24 protein-coding genes are annotated in these 24,509 nt (G+C 44.4%); 2 read left to right on the top strand and 22 right to left on the bottom strand.

Features of this window, described 5'->3' with window-relative positions; translation table 11 throughout:
* Nucleotides 1–124: 124 nt before the first annotated feature.
* The 12 genes from WCM76_11700 to WCM76_11755 form a co-directional block, all read right to left on the bottom strand.
* The gene (locus WCM76_11700) at nucleotides 125–550 is read right to left on the bottom strand and encodes a pyridoxamine 5'-phosphate oxidase family protein (GenBank protein MEI6766298.1); all 426 of its coding nucleotides are present in this window, start codon (nucleotides 548–550) and stop codon (nucleotides 125–127) included.
* A gap of 376 nt (nucleotides 551–926) precedes the next feature.
* Nucleotides 927–1,823 (bottom strand): acyltransferase domain-containing protein, encoded by an 897-nt coding sequence (locus tag WCM76_11705; GenBank protein ID MEI6766299.1) that lies wholly within the window; start codon nucleotides 1,821–1,823, stop codon nucleotides 927–929.
* Nucleotides 1,824–2,255 carry a 4'-phosphopantetheinyl transferase superfamily protein gene (locus tag WCM76_11710; protein ID MEI6766300.1) on the bottom strand — a complete coding sequence of 144 codons (432 nt, stop codon included), beginning with the start codon at nucleotides 2,253–2,255 and terminating at the stop codon, nucleotides 1,824–1,826.
* 1 nt (nucleotide 2,256) lies between these two features.
* Nucleotides 2,257–2,562 (bottom strand): acyl carrier protein, encoded by a 306-nt coding sequence (locus WCM76_11715; GenBank protein MEI6766301.1) that lies wholly within the window; start codon nucleotides 2,560–2,562, stop codon nucleotides 2,257–2,259.
* 33 nt (nucleotides 2,563–2,595) lie between these two features.
* The gene (locus WCM76_11720; GenBank protein ID MEI6766302.1) at nucleotides 2,596–3,810 is read right to left on the bottom strand and encodes a beta-ketoacyl-[acyl-carrier-protein] synthase family protein; all 1,215 of its coding nucleotides are present in this window, start codon (nucleotides 3,808–3,810) and stop codon (nucleotides 2,596–2,598) included.
* 205 nt (nucleotides 3,811–4,015) lie between these two features.
* Nucleotides 4,016–5,083: a 3-hydroxyacyl-CoA dehydrogenase family protein gene (locus tag WCM76_11725; GenBank protein MEI6766303.1), complete on the bottom strand. Its 1,068-nt coding sequence runs from the start codon at nucleotides 5,081–5,083 to the stop codon at nucleotides 4,016–4,018.
* A gap of 37 nt (nucleotides 5,084–5,120) precedes the next feature.
* Nucleotides 5,121–6,572, bottom strand: coding sequence for a glycosyltransferase family 39 protein (locus WCM76_11730; protein MEI6766304.1), 1,452 nt, complete (start codon nucleotides 6,570–6,572; stop codon nucleotides 5,121–5,123).
* 72 nt (nucleotides 6,573–6,644) lie between these two features.
* Complete coding sequence (locus WCM76_11735; GenBank protein MEI6766305.1) at nucleotides 6,645–6,893, bottom strand: NifU family protein; 249 nt, start codon at nucleotides 6,891–6,893, stop codon at nucleotides 6,645–6,647.
* Nucleotides 6,894–6,930: 37 nt separating this feature from the next.
* Nucleotides 6,931–8,031, bottom strand: coding sequence for an Mrp/NBP35 family ATP-binding protein (locus WCM76_11740; protein MEI6766306.1), 1,101 nt, complete (start codon nucleotides 8,029–8,031; stop codon nucleotides 6,931–6,933).
* Between the two features lie 132 nt (nucleotides 8,032–8,163).
* A complete protein-coding gene (locus tag WCM76_11745) occupies nucleotides 8,164–9,081 on the bottom strand; it encodes a dihydroorotate dehydrogenase (protein MEI6766307.1) in 918 nt (305 codons plus the stop codon).
* On the bottom strand, nucleotides 9,069–9,842 hold the full coding sequence (locus WCM76_11750; GenBank protein MEI6766308.1) for a dihydroorotate dehydrogenase electron transfer subunit: 774 nt from the start codon (nucleotides 9,840–9,842) through the stop codon (nucleotides 9,069–9,071). The genes WCM76_11745 and WCM76_11750 overlap by 13 nt, the downstream gene beginning before the upstream one ends.
* A 75-nt stretch (nucleotides 9,843–9,917) precedes the next feature.
* Nucleotides 9,918–10,400 (bottom strand): DUF5606 domain-containing protein, encoded by a 483-nt coding sequence (locus WCM76_11755; GenBank protein ID MEI6766309.1) that lies wholly within the window; start codon nucleotides 10,398–10,400, stop codon nucleotides 9,918–9,920.
* A 124-nt stretch (nucleotides 10,401–10,524) separates the two neighbouring features.
* On the opposite strand from WCM76_11755, the gene WCM76_11760 reads away from it, so the two are divergent.
* Both WCM76_11760 and WCM76_11765 read left to right on the top strand, forming a co-directional pair.
* Nucleotides 10,525–11,337 carry an MbnP family protein gene (locus WCM76_11760; GenBank protein ID MEI6766310.1) on the top strand — a complete coding sequence of 271 codons (813 nt, stop codon included), beginning with the start codon at nucleotides 10,525–10,527 and terminating at the stop codon, nucleotides 11,335–11,337.
* Between the two features lie 106 nt (nucleotides 11,338–11,443).
* On the top strand, nucleotides 11,444–12,598 hold the full coding sequence (locus tag WCM76_11765; GenBank protein ID MEI6766311.1) for a cytochrome c peroxidase: 1,155 nt from the start codon (nucleotides 11,444–11,446) through the stop codon (nucleotides 12,596–12,598).
* Between the two features lie 4 nt (nucleotides 12,599–12,602).
* On the opposite strand, the gene WCM76_11770 is transcribed toward WCM76_11765, so the two are convergent.
* The 10 genes from WCM76_11770 to nuoF all read right to left on the bottom strand — a co-directional run bounded on the left by WCM76_11770 (nucleotide 12,603) and on the right by nuoF (nucleotide 24,508).
* Nucleotides 12,603–13,511: a DMT family transporter gene (locus WCM76_11770; GenBank protein ID MEI6766312.1), complete on the bottom strand. Its 909-nt coding sequence runs from the start codon at nucleotides 13,509–13,511 to the stop codon at nucleotides 12,603–12,605.
* A gap of 65 nt (nucleotides 13,512–13,576) precedes the next feature.
* Nucleotides 13,577–15,001 carry an NADH-quinone oxidoreductase subunit N gene (locus WCM76_11775; GenBank protein ID MEI6766313.1) on the bottom strand — a complete coding sequence of 475 codons (1,425 nt, stop codon included), beginning with the start codon at nucleotides 14,999–15,001 and terminating at the stop codon, nucleotides 13,577–13,579.
* A 2-nt stretch (nucleotides 15,002–15,003) separates the two neighbouring features.
* The gene (locus WCM76_11780; GenBank protein MEI6766314.1) at nucleotides 15,004–16,599 is read right to left on the bottom strand and encodes an NADH-quinone oxidoreductase subunit M; all 1,596 of its coding nucleotides are present in this window, start codon (nucleotides 16,597–16,599) and stop codon (nucleotides 15,004–15,006) included.
* Entirely contained in the window at nucleotides 16,596–18,464 is a 1,869-nt protein-coding gene (gene nuoL / locus WCM76_11785; GenBank protein ID MEI6766315.1) for an NADH-quinone oxidoreductase subunit L, read from the bottom strand. Before nuoL ends, WCM76_11780 begins: the two co-directional genes overlap by 4 nt.
* Nucleotides 18,461–18,790: an NADH-quinone oxidoreductase subunit NuoK gene (gene nuoK / locus WCM76_11790; GenBank protein ID MEI6766316.1), complete on the bottom strand. Its 330-nt coding sequence runs from the start codon at nucleotides 18,788–18,790 to the stop codon at nucleotides 18,461–18,463. Before nuoK ends, nuoL begins: the two co-directional genes overlap by 4 nt.
* A gap of 1 nt (nucleotide 18,791) precedes the next feature.
* The gene (nuoJ, locus tag WCM76_11795) at nucleotides 18,792–19,319 is read right to left on the bottom strand and encodes an NADH-quinone oxidoreductase subunit J (GenBank protein MEI6766317.1); all 528 of its coding nucleotides are present in this window, start codon (nucleotides 19,317–19,319) and stop codon (nucleotides 18,792–18,794) included.
* A gap of 21 nt (nucleotides 19,320–19,340) precedes the next feature.
* On the bottom strand, nucleotides 19,341–19,880 hold the full coding sequence (nuoI, locus tag WCM76_11800) for an NADH-quinone oxidoreductase subunit NuoI (GenBank protein ID MEI6766318.1): 540 nt from the start codon (nucleotides 19,878–19,880) through the stop codon (nucleotides 19,341–19,343).
* 12 nt (nucleotides 19,881–19,892) lie between these two features.
* Nucleotides 19,893–20,837, bottom strand: coding sequence for an NADH-quinone oxidoreductase subunit NuoH (gene nuoH / locus WCM76_11805; GenBank protein MEI6766319.1), 945 nt, complete (start codon nucleotides 20,835–20,837; stop codon nucleotides 19,893–19,895).
* 30 nt (nucleotides 20,838–20,867) lie between these two features.
* The gene (gene nuoG / locus WCM76_11810) at nucleotides 20,868–23,249 is read right to left on the bottom strand and encodes an NADH-quinone oxidoreductase subunit NuoG (GenBank protein MEI6766320.1); all 2,382 of its coding nucleotides are present in this window, start codon (nucleotides 23,247–23,249) and stop codon (nucleotides 20,868–20,870) included.
* Nucleotides 23,240–24,508: an NADH-quinone oxidoreductase subunit NuoF gene (gene nuoF / locus WCM76_11815; GenBank protein ID MEI6766321.1), complete on the bottom strand. Its 1,269-nt coding sequence runs from the start codon at nucleotides 24,506–24,508 to the stop codon at nucleotides 23,240–23,242. Before nuoF ends, nuoG begins: the two co-directional genes overlap by 10 nt.
* Between the last annotated feature and the right edge of the window lies 1 nt (nucleotide 24,509).

Here is a 24,509-nt window from a genome sequence, read left to right on the forward strand (position 1 = left end):
GACTATCTCCGGGAGTGTTCACAGGTATATCGGAGTATGTTGTTGACTATCTCCGAAAGTGTTCACAGGTATATCGGAAGTTCCTCAATTAAAAATTAAAAATTAATAATTGAATAATTACCAATTAAATAGGGATTACACGTTTTCGTCCGATGGGATTGGTAATGCTCCAGGGAATGGCGATGCAGTTCACTATTCTGAAAACGGCCATACTTTCAAATCCTGCGGCATCTATCCACGGCTGCATGAAAGGCCGGGCGGCGAGTATTTCTTTTTTTAGACCGAGGTCGTGGTCCAGATCTTCGAGGCTGCCGTTGACACGGATTTGTGTTTCGGGAGTGGCGAAGCAAATTTCAACAAGCGGATTCTTATTCAGCTGTTTGTATAATGATTTGGTCTTTGCCGTACTGAAATAGATGCCGGTTTCATCGGCCCTGAACAGCATCAGCCCCCGAACATGCGGCTGTTCACCTTCTGCAGTAGCCAGAAAGAACACGGGATGCTCATTGATAAACTGCAAAATAGCTTCTTTCGTAAGCGGATAACTCATTTGGAATTAATAATTAATAATGAAAAATGAAAAATGAACAATGAACAATGAACAATGAAAAATGTTGGTGTCTGCATATATTATTTAACCCTTGACTTACGACTCACGACTCTCATCACTTGCGGCGCATGACACATCATCACATTTAATCATAATCATCCGTGCGCCGCCGATAATTAATCGTCTATTGGTGCTATTGACCTTAAACCCCTACGGGGTAATTTTATTCTACTACCCGGCTAATACCCCTACGGGGTAATTTTATTCTGACTCCTGACTATTTTATTCTGACTCCTGACTATTTTCTTCTGACTTCTGACTCCTTTCTTTTGACTTTTGACTTTCGACTTTCGACTTTTGACTTTCGACTCACGACTTACAACTTCTTCAGTCCTGAAATATTGAAATCGCCATCAATAAACTTACCTATTTTCTGCAGGCTTTCTCCGGCACCGCATTCTATAAAATCGTGAATACCTGTTTCGAGCATGTATTTAAACGTTTTGTGCCAGTTGATGCGGTTACTGATATTGCGTACTACTTCTGCCGAAAGCTGTTCAGGCTCCATGATAATTTGCTGATTAATCAGTGAAATCAGCGAGTAGCAGGAGCGGCTGAATTCAATAGGCTCCATCTGTTTTTGCAATGCTGCGGAAGCTGTGCGAATATAATCGGAATGGTAAGGGTGAGCCACATTCATCATGCGTGTCTGCAAGGCACCTTCTTCTTTTGCCAGCAGCAGGGCGGTTTCAACGTCCTGTTTCATTCCTGACAGCACAAAGGAAACGCTGCTGTTGAGGTTGGTGAGCCGGCAATCCAGCTGATTCAGTGTGATGATTTTTTCAATATCGTTTTCTTCAAGTCCGCCGATGACGCCCATTCCAAAGGATTTTGATTCGGCCGCTTCGTGAATACAACGGTATGCAAGAGTAATGATATGCAATCCCGATTCAAACGTAAGTGCGCGGTTGTGATAAAGCGCCGCGTACAATCCCATGCTGTAACCGGCTGTCATGGCAGGTTTTTGTCCGTTTTTGTGAAGAATATCGGAAACGGCACATGCCATTATGTAGGTGATATACTGTGATTTCAGTTCGTCGTCAAGGAAATTGCCGGAAGCTATATTAAAGGACGTAAGGTCGCTGCCGGTAATAGCGGAAGCCGACTTCAGCAGACCGGTAAAATCTGTTCCATGCTTCGTAATTGCATCAATTTCATACCCTTTGTATTCGGGAACAAAGGCGGGAAATATATGTGCAACGGGCTTTTCCATTTATCCTGAAATAATAATTGTAAGGGTGGCGTGGTCGTCGTCCACATCAAAAATATGCATTATTTTTTTACCGCCCAATGCCAGGAACTGCTCATGTGCCTTATTTGAAAAATGCACCACTGCCTTGTCTTCGCTCAAGGCATCATCAAACAGCAATTCTATATCCTGCCATTGCACTTCGCTGTTGCGCCATCCTTTGCCCAATGCTTTGAACGAAGCTTCCTTGCAGCAAAATCCCAGGGTGAAACGTTCAGCCGAATTGCGCTGTAAGTTCCTGCGGATTTCTTCCCGTGTAAATACGTCGATGATGAGCGGATGGATTCCCGATTGGTGAGTCAGGAATTTTCTGAACCTGTTGCAATCCTCAATGTCTATGCCGCAGCTGAGTGCGTTTTCAGGTATAGGTTCTATGGGGTTGGACTGAGAGCTGATGTTATTCGATTTCTGTTATGCGGTTCTCGTGTTCAATGATAAGCATGGTCATATCAATGAGCTGACCAATAGTTTCAACGGGATGTTTCACCACGTATTTGCCTATCGTTTTGAGTTCAATATCAAGGGTGTATTTTTTCTTGAATACCTCGATCAGTTCCAGAAACATCAGTGAATCACCATCAATATCACGAATAATATTTGTATGGTCATTGATTCTGGACGCGTCAACTTCACATTCTTCAATAAAGAAATTGTAAACCGTTTCGGTAACCTCGGTTCGTGTATTTTCAGAAATTTTTGCCATTTTTAATCCTTTTTGATAATCGCGGCAGCAAATTTACACATATTTTTTTACAACCACCACTGCATTATGCCCACCGAAGGCGAAGGAGTTTGATAATGCGCATTTTATGTCCTTTTCACGGGCGGTATTGGGGACATAATCCAGGTCAAGTTCGGGGTCGGGTTCATCATAATTAATAGTAGGGGTAAGGATGCCCGTTTTCAGACTCATGATGGTGACAATAAGCTCAATAACGCCTGCCGCTCCGATGGTATGACCTATCATGGATTTGGTGGACGACACAGGTATTTTATAAGCACCTTCGCCGAACACTCTTTTGATGGCCATGGTTTCGTAGCGGTCGTTGAGAGTGGTGGAAGTGCCGTGTGCGTTGATGTAATCCACCTCATCTTTTGAAATACCGGCGTTGTTCAGAGCTTTTTCAATGGTGAGTGCAATGCCTTCACCGTCTTTCATCGGTGCCATGATGTTATACCCTTCGCTGGTGGTGGCATAGCCTTTTATCTCGGCATGTATTTCGGCATTCCGCTTCAGGGCTGATTCTTCAGATTCAAGAATGATGATGCCGGCTCCTTCACCAATAACAAATCCGTCGCGGTTTTTCGTAAATGGTTTGCTGGCTTTGGGATTGTCGTTTTCTGCCGACAGCGCGTATATTTCATTAAAACCTTCAATTTCTTCTTTATTGATGATGCTGTCGGCGCCGCCAACAATCACAATATCTGCCATCCCGTGACGAATCATGTCGTAACCGAGTCCGAGTGCGTATGCCGATGATGCGCATGCCGACGAAACCGTGAAATTCGGTCCGGCGAGTTTATATTCCAGTGATATCCATGCCGACATGGCGTTGGCCATACTTTTCAAAACGCGGTTCTGGGGTGTGGTGCCTTTTTCGGAGCTTGTATTGGCTGTACTGACAACACCCAGTATCACACTGCAGCGGTTGCGGTCCGTTTCTTCAAAATTAATCCCGCTTGCAGCAACAGCCTGTTTGGCGCACACATAACACATTTTGGTGACGCGTGTCATCTGGTCGGCGGCTCTTTTCTTGATGTGTTTAGGCCACAATTCGTCAAATCCGGCGGGTACTTCGGCTGCAATGCGCGTCTGGTTGCCCGATGCATCGAACAATGTAATGTTACCTACACCGCTTTTGCCCTGTACCAGATTTGCCCAGTTTGTTTCCAGATCCAGACCCAGTGAGCTGATTATGCTCATGCCCGTTACAACAACTTTTCGTTCCATCAGAATTGTGACATGTAATTATAGAGAATACTAATAAGTACAAAGATATAAAAGATAGTCGTAAGTCGAAAGTCGTAAGTCGAAAAGTCAAAAGTCGAAAGTCGAAAGTCAAAAGTCAAAAGTCGAAAAGTCAAAAAGTCAAAAAGTCAAAAAGTCAAAAGTCGAAAAGTCGAAAGTCAAAAAACTGTTCACTATTCACTGTTCACTATTCACTATTACCTGAAAAAGGTCCTTTGTCGGCTCCGGTATATTCCATCAGTGCTTCGTTGAGTTTGAGTAGTTCGGTTCCGGTTTTCTGTGCCATTGCCATGGCTGCATTTTTATAGCTGGCTTCAAGAAGTCCTATGCATATCTGCACGTTTTCGTCTGCCGGATTTATTTCAACCTCTGTATTATCAGGATTCTGATAATTATAGAAACCGATGCCTGTTTTTATTCCGAGTAAATGGTCGCTTACCATTCGCTGCAGCAGGTTTTGCATCGGGATAAGAAATCCGGGTTCTGCCTCAAATTCCGCATAATTGTTAACGGACGACAGCATGACGTCATTTCCGACCTGGTCGAAAAATGAAAATATCCCACATGGAAACACGAACTTTTTTACAATGGCATCAACCTCCCGGAATTCCATGATGGCTTCTTCCACCAGCCTGCATGCCTCAGCCTGAACCGGCAAAAATATACGGTTCAGCATGAAGGCATGTTCTTCATCAAGTTCAAAAATGTTGCGGCCGATTCGTGTGAGAAAATTGCGTAAAATTATTTTTGTGTTTTCGGAAGTGTGTTCCGTAACTATTAATTCTGCGGCTGTTTTGAATGCAAGTGGATAGAAGAAATGCATGCCTGCAAAAGTGGTTTTCCTGTTTGCCGATGGCACAAGTATCGATGGACGAATGGATGAACTGTTGCTGGTAATTATACAACCCGCTGAAACGATTTTGTCAATCTGCGCGAGGAGGTTTTTTTTCTCGTCCCGATGTTCGGGAATGCTTTCTATAATCAGGTCACAGTCGGAAAATATTGCCGCGTCGCAGCTGATGAGGGTCGACTTCAGTTTAAGCTCATAGGCGGCATCACTGAGCATTCCTGTTTTCTTCTGACGTGCAATACGTTTTAGGAAGCAGGCTTCGGCGGCCGTTTGTTCAGTTTCGCCTTTGCAGAGCCAGCGGAGTTCAAACCCGTGTCCGTCGAGGAACAGAAAAATATCCGTACCCATCCGTCCACTTCCGGCAATGCCGATTCTTTTTATATTGGCTGCATCCGACATATTCACCCTTGTCAATAATTTGCTGATTAGTTGTTGCTGAGCTTTATTGTTTGGTCATTTTCTGTAAAGAATCATTCGCATATAGCTTAAATAATTTCAGGTTCAGCTGCATGCTTGAATATTGTTTTGCAGGTTTTGTCGCATCATCGCGTAAAGCAAGATAATATTCATGCGGTACGCTTCCGGCATCTAAACTTATATTGTAATAACGCTCAAAGTAACCGTGAAGCGCCCAGTCCGGCCAAACTTCCTGAGAGATACTGACAGTAGAATTCCGCGGAACAATGTCAGCAATTGTCCTGATATCATTCAATTTTTCGGTATCGCGTCCCGGCTTGTTTATTTGTGTAATATTATAAGCCAATACGCTTGTCAGCAGCAGTATTCCTGCAATATTCATAATTTTCAGGGCATTTCCTTTTTGGGGAAGTTTGCTGAACATTTGCTGTATCTGTGTCAGGCACAAAAATGCGAAGGCCAGTGCAAACCATGGATAGGCGGGGATAACGTAGAATCCGGATTGTTTCATGCTTACCATCAGCGGAAGTGAAGCCGATAATCCAACGAGTGTGAGGAACAATGATTTTTTCAGGTTTTGCCTGTTTAATCCGGCTGCTTTCCTGCGTCTGATAACTGAAGGTAATAGAATCATAATCAGCAATGCTATGCCGATGCCCAGTTCGCGAAACAGCCTTGGCAGGATGAAAAAACGAGAACTCACCGTGCCCGAATCATTGTAGGCTTTAATTATCTGCTGTTCCAGATATAAATTCATACTGAGCCAGGCCTGATGATTAATCGCGAATAGCAGTGAAAAAACCAATATAAAAATGCCTGTGATATACAGCGAATACATCAGTGCTTTTATAAAACTGAAACGTCTGTATACAATCCAGTGCATGAAAACAGCCGCCAGCGGGAACATTGCCACGGGTCCTTTTGCCAGTACGGCGAAAAAAATCATAAGAGCAGCAATCGTAAAAAACAGTAAACGATTTTTTTCTTGCGAAATTCCTTTGATGATAACTAATACGGCGGCAGTGGTAAAAATAGCCATGGTATTCTCAAGCATATTATTTCCGAGTCCCCACGAAATAACGGGAATACTGATCCAGAACAATACGGGCAGCCATGAAAACGGCTGTGCATCCGTGTTTCCTTTGTTCAGTTCCTTCCATGTGCGTGTAATGAGCCATGCCACTGCAATTCCTGCGAGGAGGCAATAAAGCCTTTCGGTATAAAAACCGTCACCAAAAAGTTTAAAAAATACTGCCTGTATCCAGAATACAAGAGGCGGGTGCTCATGAAAATCGCTGAACAGCGAATTGCTGAAGTGCAGGAACCACATCGAGCCCTTTCCATCCGCCAGATTCCGTGAAATTGAACTGTACATCAGTCCATCCATAAACATACCCTGACGCAGCAATACGGTAACTACAATTGCGCAGAATACGGATATCACCAAAAAACGAAACGGTTTGTGGATATTCCACATAGCTCATGGACGTTAAATGCTTTCACGCCGGTGAAAGCTTATATTTTAGGGTCGTTTACCCTGCAAAACTCCTTATCCGAGGTTTGTTGCCTCAACGGATTTAATCTCGGGAATGGCTTTTTTAACAGCGGCTTCAACACCGTTTTTCAGCGTCATGATGCTCATCGGGCAGCTACGGCAGGCGCCCTGAAGCTCAACGTTCACCACATTCTCGTCGGTGAGTTCTACAAATTTAATGTTTCCGCCATCAGCTTCGAGATACGGTCTGATCTGGTCAATAACACCCTGTACTTTCGTGATCAATTCTTCTTTAGTAGGCATCGGTTTAGTCGTTAAAAATTATTAATTGAAATTGATATTAGTGTTTGCATTTTTCTACGTCGGTCATTTCCTTCATGGCGTTCCATATGGCAACCTGCTGTGATACGCTTTCTGCCAGATGAGTGAATGCGGCAGATTCGGCTGAGTTTTCATTCATCAGCACGGGCCGTCCTGCATCTCCCGATTCGCAGATACTTTGAACGACGGGAATTTGTCCTAACAATGGAATGCTGAATTCGTCTGCAAGTTTCTGTCCGCCTCCTTTTCCAAAGATATAATATTTATTTTCGGGGAGTTCGGCAGGGGTGAAGTACGACATGTTTTCAACCAATCCAAGCACCGGAACATTGATGCCTTCCTGGCGGAACATGCTCACTGCTTTGCGTGCGTCGGCCAAAGCCACTTCCTGAGGTGTGGTTACAACGACTACGCCCGATACGGCCAGTGTCTGAACCATGGTCAGGTGTATATCGCCTGTTCCGGGAGGGGTGTCAATAATCATATAATCGAGACTGCCCCAGTCGGCTTCTGTAAACAATTGTTTCAGTGCCGATGAAGCCATGGGGCCGCGCCAGATTACGGCCTTGTCGGGATCAACAAAAAAGCCGATCGACAGCATTTTCAATCCGAATTTCTCTGCGGGAACCATCATCTGTACGCCGTCTTTCTCAATGATTTCAGGCTTATGACCTTTGAGTCCGAACATCATCGGTACGGAAGGACCGTAAATGTCGGCATCAACCAAAGCTGTGCGTGCGCCGCTTTTAGCAAGTGCCAGTGCCAGATTGGCTGCCACGGTTGACTTTCCAACGCCGCCTTTTCCAGATACTACAGCAATAATATTCTTAACATCGGGTAAGCTGCCTTCTTTACGATGGCTGCTTTGGGTAACCCGGGAGCTGAGTGTGATTTCTACTTCTGCCGATTCGGAAACCATGCTGTGGATGGCTTCGGTGCAATCGCGTTTCAGTTTATCTTTAAGCGGACAGGCGGGTGTTGTAAGTGTAAGCGTGAATGATATTTTGGTTCCATTAATAGTAATATCTGAAATCATATTCAGGCTCACCAGGTCTTTCTTCAGATCGGGGTCATAAACTGTACTGAGGGCTTCCAGTACCTTTTCCTTCTTGATATCCATAATACTTATTCCTATTTTAATTTAGATTGTATTCAGATAGATGAATAAATCAGGCGCAAAGTTACGAGTTTTGATGCAATTGACGCCTGAATTCAGCGAGAATTTGCAGATAATACGGAAAGGTGATAATTATCAATGAATGGATGAAATTCCCCCAATTAATTCCTTAATAGTATCAATGCCGTGCCTGTCGAGGTATTCATGGATGCCTTCAATAATTTTTATGGTAACTGCCGGGTCGATAAAATTGGCGGTGCCCACTTGAATGGCGCTTGCACCAGCCAGCATAAACTCTATGGCATCTGCGGCATTCATGATGCCGCCCAGCCCGATTATCGGCAGTTTTACAGCATTGGCAACCTGCCACACCATACGCAATGCCACCGGTTTGATGCAGGGTCCGGACAGGCCGCCGGTAACGGTTGACAGAACCGGTCTGCGTGTTTCGGCATCAATAGCCATGCCCAGCAATGTGTTTATCAGAGACAGTGAATCTGCGCCCTGACTTTCTGCAGCCCTTGCTATTTCTGTGATATCGGTCACATTCGGCGACAGCTTTACAATAAGTGTTTTATGGTAAACATTGCGAACGGCCCGTGTTACGGCTGCTGCAGCGTGCGGGTCAACGCCAAATGCCATGCCTCCTTGTTTCACGTTAGGGCATGAGATATTCAGTTCAATGGCGGCAATTCCCTCAAGTTCATTGATTTTTTCGGCGCACAGTACATATTCTTCGAGGGTTGAGCCGGAAACATTTACGATGATATTTGTTTTGAATTTTTGAATTTCAGGATAGATTTCTTGAATAAAATGTGCCACACCTTTATTCTGCAATCCAACGGCATTGAGCATTCCTGAGGCTGTTTCGGCCATGCGCGGGTAATCGTTTCCCTGACGCGTAGCGGCCGTTGTGCCTTTAGTTACAAAAGCGCCCAAAGCTGCGGGATCCATGAAATCGGCAAATTCAGAACCGTAGCCAAATGTTCCGGATGCCGCCATTACCGGATTTTTCAGATGCATGCTGCCGATGCTTACACTCAGGTTTGCCATAATAATTGTTTTGTGTTGAAGACCGGACCTTCAGTGCAGACACACGCATTTCCTTGATTTGTGGATGTTACACAGCACAAACAGGCACCAATGCCGCATGCCATTGTATTTTCCAGCGATACTTCGCATTCTGTATTATGCCCGGCACACCATGCTGCAACTGCTTTCATCATGGGTTCGGGGCCGCAGCAATAGACCATATCATAGGCGGGCATACCGTTCAGGATGCTGTGTTTGGTTATGATGCCCTTTTCGCCAAGGCTGCCGTCTTCCGTGCTTATATATAACTCGCCGTATTTACGGTATTCGTGAGTTTCATGGATGTCAGAAAAACACCGTCCTCCGGTTAAAATATCAAGGCGTACATTTTTTTCATAAAGCAAACGGGCAAGATAGAGCAGGGGAGCTGTCCCGCATCCGCCACCGGCTAATAGCACACGTCCTTTTTCTGCAAGTGAAAATCCTTTACCCAAAGGGAAAATAGTATTCAGCGATTGTCCTTCTGTTAATCGCGATAATTGTTGTGTGCCGGCTCCGACAATGCTTACCTGAATAATGATGCTGTTGGTTTCTTCAATTACATCATGTATTGAGAAAGGCCTTCGCAGAAACGTTTGTGCTGAATGTGGGATGAGCACTTCGCAGAATTGACCCGGAACAATGGGTGGCAGTGGTTCGGACGATGACAGTTCAAGCAGGAAATGAGCGGCAGATAAAAAAGTTTTTTTTACTATGCTGAAATCTCTGGCGTGTTTAGTCATCCTGTTAGATTGTTAACGTATGGACCAACTCAAAGATACGGTAAAAAAAAATCCGCTTAACGCGGATTTTAATAATTACTCCTTAGAGCTTTCTTTTTTCTTAGCAGCCTTAACCGGCTTGGCTTCCGGTTCTGCCGGAGCATCGCTTTCTTCTGTTTTTTCTTCCTCTTTTTCAGTAAAATCGAGCATATTATTTTCGTGCAGCTGATTGTACCACACAAACATTTTTCTGATATCGGAGGTATAAACTTTTTCCTTATCGAAGTTTGGAAGCACTTGCTCAAAGTATTCGCGCAGTTTTTTGTCGTCCGACTTCGGGTCAATGGCTTTTCCGCCATTTTCCTTTTCGTAAATCAGTTTAAAAACTTCTTTCAGCAGAATGTCCTTGTCGGTAGTGAACACACTTATCTCTTCAAGGTTGCTTATTTTATCGGTGGCATATACCGGCATCCTTTTATGGTCCAGCAACGATTCCACGATCACCCCGGTTTTGTTGTGGGCGATAATTTTAAACAGGCCGCTTTTTCCTGAAACAGCCAAAATCTCTTTCAAATCCATATTGATTAAATTTTCAGCAAAATTATGAATTAAATGAAAACGCAGCGAAATTCTTTTAATTGCATGAGGAAATAATAAATACCCCTTTTTTTTGTTATTTTTGTTAGTGTTAATTAATCATAAAATGAAGAATTCCCGCTATATAAGTGCCATTCTGCTGTTTGTTGTCACTTCTTTTGTATTAATTTCATGTAAAAAAGAGGAGCCTTTTACGCCCGTTGTTACAAAATACGGTAAACTGACCTTTAAATTTTTTCATCAGGTTAACGGGATGCCCCTCATTGTCGATACGATGGAATACGTGAATGCCGCGGGCAATCCCTACAATATTTCGGAGGCTCAGTGGTTTCTTTCGGATGTGGTGCTGCATAATGGTGATGGCAGCGTAAAACTGATTACTCAGAATAATGGTATCCATTATGTGGATACTGACATTCCTTCTTCACAAACATGGTCAATAACTCAGGAAATACCGGCAGGAACCTACGAGTCAATCAGCTTTACTTTTGGGATTAAATCAGACAGGAATCTTTCAAATATGTTTTTGAATCCGCCTGAAACCAATATGTTCTGGCCGGAATTGCTTGGTGGCGGGTATCACTATCTGAAACTAAACGGCAGCTGGAAAGACACATCCAATGTAAATCACTTTTTTAATTTTCACCTTGGTAAAGGGCAAATCTATGCTTCCGGCGTCATCGTTTACGATTCCATTACAAGTATTGTGGACAACAGCTTCACTGTAACCTTGCCGGCATCATCATTTACGCTGGATGAGAATCAAACTAAAGAAATTGGTATTGTAATGAATATTGAGAGCTGGTTTGATACGCCTCATGTGTGGGATTTCAATTATTGGGGTGGCGCAATTATGCAGAATCAGTCAGCCTTGAATACTGCCAAAGAAAATGGTGCAGATGTGTTTACAATGAAGTGATGAGTTGACAATTCGGCAATTAATCAATTTGGCAATGCCTGTCCGCCTTTGGCGGAAAAATGAACAATTCTTAGTTCTTGGTTTTTAATTCTTCACTAATTTGATAATGCGTAAATACCTCAGTATAGTTTTTATTCTTTTAGTGGCGCTTAACGCCTGCCATAAGGAAACGCCAATTACGGAGGTGAGCCTGATGCCCGGTGATAAGTATGCGCCGACACCTTACACAATCCATGTTCCGGCGTATTTCCCTACGCAGATGAATATTCCGGCTGATAATCCGATAACTGTAGAAGGCGTATATTTAGGTCGCTGTTTATTTTATGACGGTCGTTTTGGTGGGCGCACTGATGCCGATTCACTGATGAGTTGTTCAAGCTGTCATGTTCAGGAAAGCGCCTTTGTGTGCGGTTTGGCGAACCCTTCTTTTCCGGGTGGTATGCCGCATGGTATCACCGGAATTCCCACACCTCATGCCATGATGACCTTATGCAATGTGGTATTTAATTCAAACGGTTATTTGTGGAACGGACTGATTGATCCGCTGAATCCGAATCCTAAAAAGAGGCGCCTTGAAGATTTGGTGTGGATGGGAATTTATGCCCCGCATGAAATGCACAGCGATTCCAATAAATCATTGCAGGTAATCCGGAGTATTCCCGGATATAAACCATTGTTTAAAGCCGCTTTTGGGTCTGATACGATTACGTTTGAACTGATGGCAAAGGCCATTTCGCAATTCATCCGAACACTTGTTTCGAGTGATTCAAAATTTGACAGATATCTTCAGGGCAGTGCGACGCTCACCTCATCCGAATTGAATGGCTACGTTTTATTTGTTACCGAGCAAGGCGCCGATTGTTTTCATTGCCACGGAGGCAGCGGAAATCCTTTGTTTACCACAAACTTATATTATAATAATGCCAAGGATTCTGCGTTTAGCGATACCCGCGACCGATACGCTGTTACCGGGAATGCCATGGATATCGGAGCATACAGAGCGCCATCGTTGCGCAATGTTGAATTACTGGCACCCTACATGCACGATGGTCGTTTTACGACTCTTGAACAGGTTATTGATTTCTACAGTAATGGTCTGGTTTGGTCTCCTTCTGTGAGTCCGCTGATGCACAAATTATCTGATGGCGGTGCACAGCTGACTCCGGCTGAAAAGGCTGATCTGAAAGCATTTTTGCTGACGCTGACCGACCAGACATTTCTAACAAATCCGGCATTCGGTCCACCACCAAGTCTGCCATAATACTTTAGACAGACTGTTTTCTTCTGAATATTTTCGAGGGATTTACCTGCGATAAAAATAGCCCGGCAATTACTACAAATATTCCCAGCATTTTTTGCGCCGTAAAAATTTCATTCAGAAACAGAAAAGAAAAAACGGCGGTGATGACAGGAATAATGTAAGTGAAAATTGTGGCCTTGATTACTCCAATTCTCTGTATGCCCAGAGTAAACAGGAAAAACGCCATAGCCGACGCAAACACACCCAGTGCACAAAGGTTTAGAATGAGCTCTGAATTAATATCAGGGATTTTCAACGCAGGAAAATCAATCAAAAAAAATGCAGGTAAAAAAAAGAAAATTCCTAAAAAGTTTTGTACGGTGATAATAGTAAAAGCATTGTATCTGGAAGCCAGCTTAACCAGAAAATAGCTGTACCCCATCACGCTTGCCACTGCCGATAACAGGCAGGCTAATCCTAATGGCGACGCGCTGAAACTGAAATCGTTGTTGAGTACCACCATTAATACGCCGATAAATGAAATCGCAATTCCCCAGAAATTATTCAGCGAAAGCGGCTCCCTTGCAAGGAAATACATGGAGAATGGAAGAAACAGCGGAATCATGGATATGACAATGGATGCTACTGTGGGCGACACCATACTAACGCCGTAGCTTTCGCCCATATAATACAAAAATGGCTCAAAAAGTGCCAGCAGTATAAAAAGTGAAATGTCTTTCTTGTTTATTTTTTGAAGTTTGCCCATGATGAGTGACAGCGCGACAAGAAAAACAGTGGCGATAATCAATCTGAAAAAAGTTGTCGTAACCGGTGGTAAATATTGGTACACTGTTTTCAGCCATATGTATGAAAACCCCCAGAACACCATTGCCATGGTCAGAAATGTGTATGCTGTGAGTTTGTTTTTATTCATAGACGAAAGTGCTATTTTAGTCAGGAAAATGTATTGGATTAACAAAAATTTCTTGCCTATTTCGATTAAGGCAGAAAGGCAAAGCGAGCAAGTATATCACTGATCCATCCCGGAAATAATCCTAACCACAGAATGCAAAGTCCCAGAACACTCAGCATGAAATATCCGATACGCGGAACAACAGGCAGAGCAATGTTATCAGCAGGGGAGAACATTTTTGCAATTACTTTTATATAGTAATAAAGACCGATGGCGCTGTTAATCACAAGACTGAATACAACAATCCAGAGGCCGTGATGTACGCCCTGAAGCACGACGAAAAATTTTGCAATGAATCCTGCGGTTAGCGGAATGCCCGCAAGCGAAAGCAATGCAAGTGTCATAATGGCTGCAATCCACGGTTTTTTCCAGAACAGGCCTTTGTAATTTTCTATGTCATCCATATCATGTTCGCAGGCTGAAAGCAATGAAATAACTGCAAAAGCCGCTAATGAAGTAACGAAATAGGAGATAAGATAAAATGCTGCTGCCTGAATGCCGGTGTTGGTTCCGATAAGTAAAATGATTGCCAGATAGCCAAGATGCGCAATGGATGAATAGGCCAGGAGCCGCTTCAGATTGCGCTGTTTGATTGCAAGTATGTTCCCAATTACCATTGAAAGTACCGCGATGACTGTAATTACAATGATGATAATTGTATTTTGCGCACCGCCAATCATGGAGAAAAGCCGAATTATAAGTGCCATTACTGCACCTTTAGAAACTGTTGCAATAAATGCTGTTACGGGCACCGGAGCACCCTGATAAACATCGGGTGTCCACATGTGAAACGGCACCAGCGCGAGTTTAAAACCAAGGCTTACAATAATCATTGCCAGTCCGAGCATGAGCAATGGCGAAACGGTGGCAGGTATCAGGAAATTTCCGGCAAGACCGGAAAAGTTCATAGTGCCGGTAGCTGCGTATATCAGTGCCATCCCAAACAGCATAAACGCCGATGAAACCGAGGCAAGGAGAAGATACTTGATACTTGCTTCAACGGAATAATCACGTGAACGTAGATAGGCAATAAGGATGTAAGCTGATATACTGAGTAGTTCTATGCCCAGAAAAAATGATGCAAAATGGTTGGATATTGTGAGAATGCCTGCTCCAAGGGCCGCCACGAAAAGTACCACATAAAACTCTTCGTTCTCGCCATTGTGAAGTTTTAAGTAGTGGTAGGAAAGCACCGTAATTACGAGGCTTGCAAGAATAATAATTGACAGAAATAGCTGGCTGTACCGGTCAATGATGAATAAACCCGATATCTCATGGGGCGCAAGCGGCAGTACAAAATAAATGGAAAGAAACGCAGCAATAAATCCCAGTAATGTAAAGCCATAAATCACCATGTGATTTCTGACTACCGCAATGGTGAGCAGAATAAACAGCGGCGCTACTGCAAGTATAATTAAGGGAAGTAAACTTATAAAATCAGCTGGAACCATAATTAATTTGTTGTTATTTTTTGTGACTCAGGTACTACACTCTCAGTGGGTTGTTCTTGATTTGTCGCTGCAGGTTTCACGTTGTAAATATTTCCGTAAAAGAATGTAGTAAATTCATTTTGAGAATTCAGGTTAACGGATTCAAGTGATTTGTTGAGAGCGGCTTTCCCTGTTTTTAGTATAATGCGCGGATACAATCCAATAAATATTATCATAATCGTGAGCGCTCCGGTGATGGTTTTTTCTCGCAAGGTGACACGCTGAAGCGCGACTGCAGTATTTTCTTCCTTACCCAGAAATATTTTTTGTACAATTCGCAACGAGTACAATGTGGCGGCTATCAGGCCCAGACTTGCAAGGCAGCTCATCAATATGCTGGTTTTAAATGCACCGCCCAGTATCAGAAATTCAGCAATGAAATTTCCCATGCCGGGCATGCCCAATGAAGCCAGTGCAAACACCAATCCCATGGAACCAAGCCAGGGCAGGCGGTTCCGGAGTCCACCCATTTTGTCAATGTCGCGAGTGCCAAGACGTGCTTGCAGTTGCGATGCAATTACGAATAAGGCGGCAATGCTGATTCCGTGTGCAATCATTTGCATGAGCACACCCTGAAATGCCATCGTGTTAAACGCATAAACTCCCAGCAGTATAAATCCCATATGGCTGATACTGCTGAATGCAATCAGCCGTTTCAGGTCGGTTTGTGCAAAGGCAAGCTTGGCGCCGTAAAGGATGCTGACCACGGCAAGCATCATTCCGAAAGGCCCGAATGCTACGGATGCCTGAGGAAACAGCGGAACTACAAAACGCAATAAACCATAGGCGGCAGTTTTTGAGAGAATGCCGGCCAGAATAATGCTTCCTGCTACAGGAGCTTCCGAATAAGCATCGGGTAACCACGAATGAAAAGGAATTACGGGAAGTTTTACGAAAAATCCCGCAAGAAAGCCCAGCATTAGCATAAAAGAAAGATGCAAAGGTATTTCGGTACCCAGCAACTGAATGTAGTTGAAGGTGTATATTCCGGTGATATCACCGTGAATAAAGTAAAGTGCGAGAATGGAAACGAACATCAGAAGTCCGCCTGCCTGTGTGAAGATGAAAAATTTGTTTGCGGCGTATGTCCGGTTTTCGCTGCCCCAGATGCCTATGATAAAGAACACGGGAATAATCATCAGTTCCCAGAAAAAATAAAAGAGGAAAAGATCCATCGACAGAAAAACGCCTGCAATTCCTGCCAGCGCGCTCAGAATATTCAAATGAAAAAATCCCGGATTTTTAATGCTGTCTTTCCATGATGCCAGAACAGCTACAATACCAAGCATTACCGTGAGTGCCAGCATCGCAAGGCTGAGTCCGTCGAGGGCAAAGTGCAAGCTGATGCCGTAACGCGTAATCCAGGGAATGCAGAAATCGAGTGCAAAACTGCCGTCAGCCGGCATGGGCAGATTCATATATACATAAAGAAGTAATGCGGCATCGGCAAAAAGTGCAAGCAGTGCAACAATTCGCGGAAGTGCAGCATTCACGAGGCCCGAAAGCCAAGCGAACAAACCGCCGACCAGCAATATCAATATGAGGAGAAGAAGTATCATAGTGTGACCATAATGGTTATTAATAAAACGATGCCGACAGCCATTACAAGCATGTACCAGCGCAGACGGCCATTTTGCATCCTGCTGAACAATTTGTTCAGCGAAACTACCAGGCGTACTATTCCTGTATAAACAGAATCGATTACGTCATTCTTATCTATTTCGGAAAGGCTTACGATGGGGCGCACAAAAACGAAATCATACAATTTGTCAAAGCCCCATCCACTGTAAAAAAAGTTGTGGAGAAGTCCTCCGTGCGCAGGTTTTACTTCTCGTTTTAAGTATAAACGGTATGCAAGCCAGATACCGGCAATGGTAACAATGGCTGCAATCAACTGAAATATGAATTCCATATTTGAATGCGCGCTTTCAGCGATTGCAGGAAGTGTTGTTTCCATCATATTGCTGAAAATTCGAGTTACTCCAAAGTTGCCGGGCAGTTCAATAAATCCTGCAATTACCGATAATACTGCAAGGATAATCAGCGGAACCATCATGAGTTTTCCGGGAATTTTGGTCGGCTCTGTTTTGGTTTCGCCATAAAATGTAATGAATACCATCCTGAAAGTATAAAGCGATGTGAGGAATGCTCCGACAATTCCGGCCAGCCAAAGCAATGCATTTCCATTGGGCGATGACCATGCCAGCCATAATATTTCGTCTTTACTGTAGAACCCGGCAGTGACAAGTGGCAGCGCAGCAAGCGAAGCTGAACCAATGATAAAAGTGATGAATACCGTTTTGAGTTTTTTACGCAGGCCGCCCATTTTAAAGATATCGTGTTCTTCATTCAATGCAACAATAACACTGCCTGCAGCAAGGAATAGCAGCGCTTTGAAAAATGCATGCGTGAAGAAGTGAAATATGGCTGCATTCCAGGCACCCAGCCCGAGAGCAAGAAACATGTAGCCGATTTGCGAAATGGTTGAATAGGCGAGAATGCGTTTAAGGTCGTGCTGTGCAAGAGCGCTGAATCCCGCAATCAGCAGGGTGAGCGCGCCTATGATTGCAACAATTGCCTGTACTACGGGAGCGAGTGAAAATAAAACATGAGTACGTGCGATGAGGTACACGCCTGCAGTAACCATGGTGGCCGCATGAATCAGAGCGCTCACCGGCGATGGACCAGCCATTGCATCGGGCAGCCATGTTTGCAAGGGAAGTTGTGCCGATTTTCCTACTGCGCCGCCAAGAAGCAGGGCTGCGGCTGTGATGGCGAGCGGTGAGCCGATTGCCCATTGAATGCTTGCTCGCTGCATCAGCTCATCAATGGTGAGCGTGCCCAGATTGATGAACAGCAGGAACAGTCCTATGAGCATTGCGGTATCGCCTATGCGTGTTATAATAAATGCTTTGCGGGCGGCGTAGCCGTTTTCAGGTTCTTTGTGCCAGAACCCGATGAGCAGATAACTGCAAAGTCCCACGCCTTCCCAGCCGAGGTACATGAGCAACAGATTATCGGCTAAAACCAGCACCAGCATTGAGCCGACAAAAAGATTCATGTATGCGAAAAACCTTGAACAGCCTTCATCTTCGGCCATGAATTCAATAGAATAAATATGGATGAGCGCACCAACAAATGTGATTACAAAGCAGAAAACTAGAGAAAGAGCGTCGAGGCTGAATGCAATATTTGCAGTAAAACCGCCGCTGCTAAGCCATTCCCAAAGATGAACTTTAATTGCACCATCGGGGGCGGCTGTCATGAAATTTATTCCTACAACAATCGTAATAAGCGCAGAGAGTCCGACTGAAGCGGAACCCAGTATGGCAGACATTCTTCTTCCCAACTGTTTTCCTGCAAATGCAAGAATCAGGAAACTGAGGAACGGCAAGGCCGGTATGAGGGCAATTAATAATTTCATTTAACGGATTGGTTTGTGTCTTCTTTTAATTTTTTCATTTCATCAATATTCAACGTCTTGAAATGATGATACATCTGCAGGATGAGCGCCATTCCTATAGAAACTTCAACGGCAGCTACAGCAAGGATAAAAATAAACATCACCTGACCGTCGGCCTGCGCCCACTTTGAACCTGCTATCACAAAGGCAAGACCGGCACTGTTAAGCATAATCTCTATCGAAAGCAGCATGAAAATAATATTTTTACGCACCAACAATCCTACGAATCCCGTGAGGAAAAGCATAGCGGCAAAAATCAATTGTGTTTCTATTGATATAGTGACCATCCTAATTATTTTTCTCATTTTGTAAAAAACGATGCAGCGAATTTTTCCGCTGCCTGCCGAGATGATAGGCACCGATAATTCCCAACATCAGCAATATTCCTGATATCTCCACTCCCAGCAAATATGTTTTGAATAATGTGTAGCCGACTTGTTCAGGCCCAATGATAACGCCGCTTCCACGTTCGTGTTTCATAGTGTCAAAAGCTATGATAAATAGCACCAATAATGCGGCTGCAATGAGAAACGGGAATAACCAGAGTTTGAGTGGCTGCCATTTTTCTTCCAGCTTAATTTCAAGAGCTACATTGAGCATCATAATCACAAAAATAAACAGTACCATAATGGCTCCGGCATAGATGATAATCTCGAGTGCCGCCATGAACGGCGCACCCAGAATGTAGAAAATAATAGAAACTGACAGCAGCGACAATATCATATACAATAAGGAATGTATCGCGTTTTTTCGCGTGATTGCCGTGATTGCGGTCAAGAGTGCCATTGCTCCGGCTATGTAAAATATTGTGTTCATTAGTTTAATTTAATAATCGTATTATGGCATCAATCCCCAGGCATCAATGGGCTTTTCTTCACTATTGCCCGTTCCCTTGGGTTTTAATCCCATTTCTATCCCTGTTTCTTCATAAAAATTGTATCCCGGATATTTTCCCGGTCCTGATATCAGTAAATGCTCTTTTTCGTAAACCATATTCTGACGGTTGTATTCTCCCAGTTCAAAATCGGGTGTGAGCTGAATCGCATAGGTTGGGCAGGCCTCTTCGCAAAATCCGCAGAAGATGCAGCGCGAGAAGTTAATTCTGAAAAATTCAGGATACCGCCTGCCTTTTTCATCTTCGGCAGCTTGTAAAGAAATGCAATCAACCGGACAGGCTGCTGCACAAAGATTGCATGCAACGCAGCGTTCGTTTCCCGCATCGTCGCGCGTAAGTACGATACGACCACGGTAACGCGGCGGCAGATAAGGCTTTTCTTCGGGGTACTGAACCGTTACCCTTTTTTTAAAGGTGTGAAGAAAGGTGAGCCATATACTTCTTAAAATAGAAAACATCCGTACTTTATTATTAAATAATATTTCTGCTGCACATTATTTCCAAAATAGCAATACAGCACCCGTGACTAAAATGTTCAACAATGCAAGCGGCAATAACAATTTCCATCCGACAGACATCAGCTGGTCATAACGCGGACGCGGCAGTGAGGCTCTTATCAGAATGAACAGGCAAATGAAAAATGCCGTTTTCAAAAAGAACCAGAATACCGGTGGCAGGAATGCCGGCCCCAGATAACCACCGAAGAACAGTGTTACAATGAGTGTGGAGATGAGCGTTACGCCCATGTATTCACCCACAAAGAACATTCCGAATTTCATGCCTGAATATTCGCTGTGATAGCCTGCAATCAGTTCGCCGTCGGCTTCCGGAATATCAAAAGGCGTGCGGTGTGTTTCGGCCAGACCGGCAATAAAAAATATTACAAATCCAATAAATTGCGGCACCACAAACCAGCAGCCGCGCTGCGCTTCAACAATCATGCGGAGGTTGAAACTGTCGGCCATCATCACAACGCCCATCAGCGAAAGTCCCATAAAAACCTCATAGGTCAGCATTTGTGCCGATCCGCGCATCGCGCCAAGCAATGAATATTTATTATTGGATGCCCAGCCACCAAGCACAAGGCTGTATACTCCCAATGAGGAATTACCTAAAAAGAACAGCAATCCGATGTTGGAATCGAGGATGTAAAAATTGGGTCCAAACGGAATGATAGCGAAGGTAAGCAGAATGCTGATGATAAGAATTCCCGGTGCTATCACAAACACTGCTTTATCGGCAAAAGGCGGAATCCAGTCTTCTTTGAAGAAGATTTTAATAACGTCGGCCAATACCTGCATCAAACCTGCCGGGCCAACACGGTTCGGACCGTAGCGATCCTGCCAGAGTGCAAGAAGGCGGCGTTCAACCCAAATCAGACCTGCTGCTATGGTGAGCACAATGAGTAAAACAGCTGCTATTATTAAAAGATATTTCATAAAAAATTACATTCCTTAATTTTCAAAAAATCATTCAGTGACCGCATCAAAGAATTTCGCAGGCTTGCCTGACAATGGTTCGATGAGTTTTGCTTCAGTATCTCCGGTTATATTCGAGCCATCTGCACCGTCAATATATTTATAAATGGCCTGAGTTGAGTTCCAGCCCGATGCCCTGTAATTCGGAATTAGCGCAGCCGGTGGAATGCCGCTGTAACCTTCCATGCTGAAGGCAAGTGCCGAATCAGTATCCTGTTCCGGCTTCTGTTCGCTCACATTTGTTTTCGCATTCATGGCAGTTCTTCCGCTGAAGCGGGGCGTTTGCCGTGGTATCTTCTGACCCGAAATGCGGAGGTCGGCGTTTGGCAGTATTTCTGCTATTTTCAAGAACTCAGGAAACACACGCACCATGTCATTTACCAGGTCATCAAAATTTTGCCAGCGCGATTTTTCGTATCCTGAAAGTTCTATGAGGTCGCTAATCCAGCGCCAGCTGTCCATAATCGGCTCTTTGGCCTGAAAAACTGAATACGCTCGTTGGGCATACCCCTGATTATTCACAAACGTACCTTCCGACTCGGCGAAAGTGCCTGACGGCAGCACTATATCTGCTGCTGAGGTTGTGCTGTTGTGTGAATGATGTAATGCAATTATGTTTTTGAATTTACCGAATAATTCGTCTGCCTGTTCTTTCGAAAGACGCTTGTACAGGTCGTTTTCAAGAACGACCAATGTATCCGCCGAATCGAATTCGGTGATGGCATCATCAAGGTCTTTGCCACCCATCATCCCAATGCCCATGCTGTTGCATTCCGGAAGTATCAACAGCAATTTTGCATTTTTACCTTCGACGGCAAGCGCATGAACAATGTTGGATGCTGCTTTGGGCAATGCGCTGTTCCCTGCATCAATACCGGATATCACAAGAGGGTATTCGGCATTCATCAGGTCGTCGGCAATTTTTTTTGCAAGCACTGAAAGCGCTGCATCCGGCAACACAGTTTCCGGCGCCTTTTTGCTGATGTATGAAGCTATCGCAAAGCCTAGCTGTGCGCTGATTTCAGCCGGTGCGTTCAGCACTTCAGCCGCAATATCGTCAAGTTTTGATGACTGTGTGCCGGTAATGTATACCGGACTTTTTAAATGAATTCCTTTTGTTCGTACGGCAGAATCGTGCCATGCAGGAATGCCGACAGCGGCCGCCATTTTTTTCGAAAGATTGCGTGCCGCCTGCCTTATGGCCAGTGATGTAATGGGTGATGTTTTAAGAATATCTTCTCCGAGTATCAGTACGGCATCTGAGCGTTCCATTTCGCCGCGTGACGGAGGTGCCGACGGACTGTTCTTTAAAATATCCAGAACGGTTGTAATGAATGAAAAATCTTTTTTTGAAACACCATTATAGAAATTCTCTTTTCCGGTGAACGACATCAGAGCGAAGTTTGCTTCGAGCGATGCGCACGGCGAACCGATGCCAATTATTTTTTTGTCTTTTCCGATTATGGATGGCAGTAAGGATACCAGATTTGTATTCTCTGAAATATTTTCATGTTTGATTACCACGTCGCGGATGCGTTCGGGAGCGTTCACAAAGTCATAACCGAAACGCCCGCGGTCGCAAAGGAAATAGCCGTTCACATTTTCATTATAGCGATTCATGATGCGACGCAGTGTGCCGTATCGTTCTCCGCCTATGATGTTGCAACCTGCGCCACAATGGGTGCACACCGACGGTGCCGTGTTCAGATCCCATTTACGTGTAGGATGTTTCTTAAATGTTTTATCTGTGAAAACGCCGGTAGGACAAACTTCCACGAGATTTCCACTGAACTCACTTTCAAGTGTTCCTTCACGGTAACGCCCGAAGTAAACATTGTTATGAGCACCGAATACGCCGAAATCTTTACCTCCCGCATAATCTTTATAAAATCGTACACAGCGGTAACACTGTATGCAGCGATTCATTTCGTGGTAGATGTTGGGACCCAGATCCTGATTCAGATGTGTTCTCTTTTTGAAGTCAAACCTGCGGGCATTGTGTCCGGTCATCACGGTCATATCCTGAAGATGGCATTCGCCGCCTTCGTCACATACAGGGCAATCGTGCGGATGGTTTGTCATCAGGTTCTCAAGCACACTTTTCCTGAACTCAAGTACTGCACTGTCGTCGGTAACTATAATAAGACCGCTTTTAACGGGAATCATGCACGACATCACAATCATTCCTTTCGGATCGCCGGCGTCAATATACATTTTTACGGCACACAGCCTGCACGAACCCACTGAGCCAAGAGCATGATGGTAGCAGAAATGAGGAATATTGAAACCAAGCGACAGACAGGTATCCAGCAAGTTCCGTCCGGGCTGCACTTCATATTCCTTACCGTCTATCGTTAATCTGATCATTTCCATGGACAGCTTTTTTCTGTAATATGCCTCATAAAATCATCGTAAAAATATTTCAGTCCGCTCTGAAGCGGTTCCATAGCACCGGGTGCCAGAGCACAAAATGTTCTTTTCATGCTTAGCTGTACGGTGTGATGGCGCAAAATGTCAATATGTTCTTCCGTTCCTTTACCTTCTTCAAATGCCCATAATATTTTTTCCGCCCAGGGAAGACCTTCGCGGCAAGGGGTGCACCAGCCACAACTTTCAAGAGCAAAGAAGTGGATAAGGTTATGGATGAAGGCTACGGGGCATGTACGGTCATCCAGTATAATCATATTGCCTGTGCCCATGCGGCTTCCCACGGCAGCCACCGAAGCGAAATCCATTTTAACATCCAGATGTTCTTCCACCAGAAAATCAGTGGATGCGCCACCGGGCAGCACACCACGGAATTTATAACCATCGGCCATACCACCGGCATGTATTTCAAGCAGCTCACGCATGGGCGTTCCCATCGGAAGTTCCCATAATCCGGGCTTTTTAACACGCCCGCTGATGCCGTAAATCTTTGTGCCGCCTTCAGAGGTAAGGCTCAGGCTCTGAAACCATGGGCCGCCGTTAGCAACAATGTGCGAAATCCAGCAGATGGATTCAACGCTGTTGATAAGTGTTGGCCTTCCGAACAGGCCGTTGGTGGCAGGGTACGGAGGCTTGTCGCGAGGAATGGCCCTTTTGCCTTCAAGTGAATTCAGCAGTGCTGTTTCTTCTCCGCAGATATAGCGCCCAACGGATGAGTGAACATAAATTTCGCAGTTAAAGCCCGATCCAAGAATATTTTTCCCAAGATAACCGGCTTCATGGGCTTCAGTTACTGCCTTCTTCAATATTTCTGTTGCTGATTTGTATGCCCAGCGAATAAAAATGTACGAAATATCGGCGTGAATGGCGTAGCAGGCAATAATAATACCGGCAATAAGCTGATGCGGATTGCCTTCGAGCAGGTAACGGTCTTTGAAAGTACCCGGTTCCATTTCATCGGCGTTTATTATCAGATATTGTGATGTCTTATCCTGTGACGGCATCAGGCTCCATTTTATTCCTGTCGGGAATCCTGCACCACCCCGGCCAAGCAGTCCGGTCGGTTTCACCAGATTGGTAATATCTTCCGGGGTCATTTCTTTCAGTGCCTTGCGCACAGCGTCATAACCACCCACCTTCTCATATTCTTTACAACTGAGAGGCGGTGCGCCCGGCGTGATATATTTTGTTAAGGGTTTCTCCATA

Source organism: Bacteroidota bacterium, assembly GCA_037133915.1.
Lineage (GTDB): Bacteria > Bacteroidota > Bacteroidia > Bacteroidales > CAIWKO01 > JBAXND01.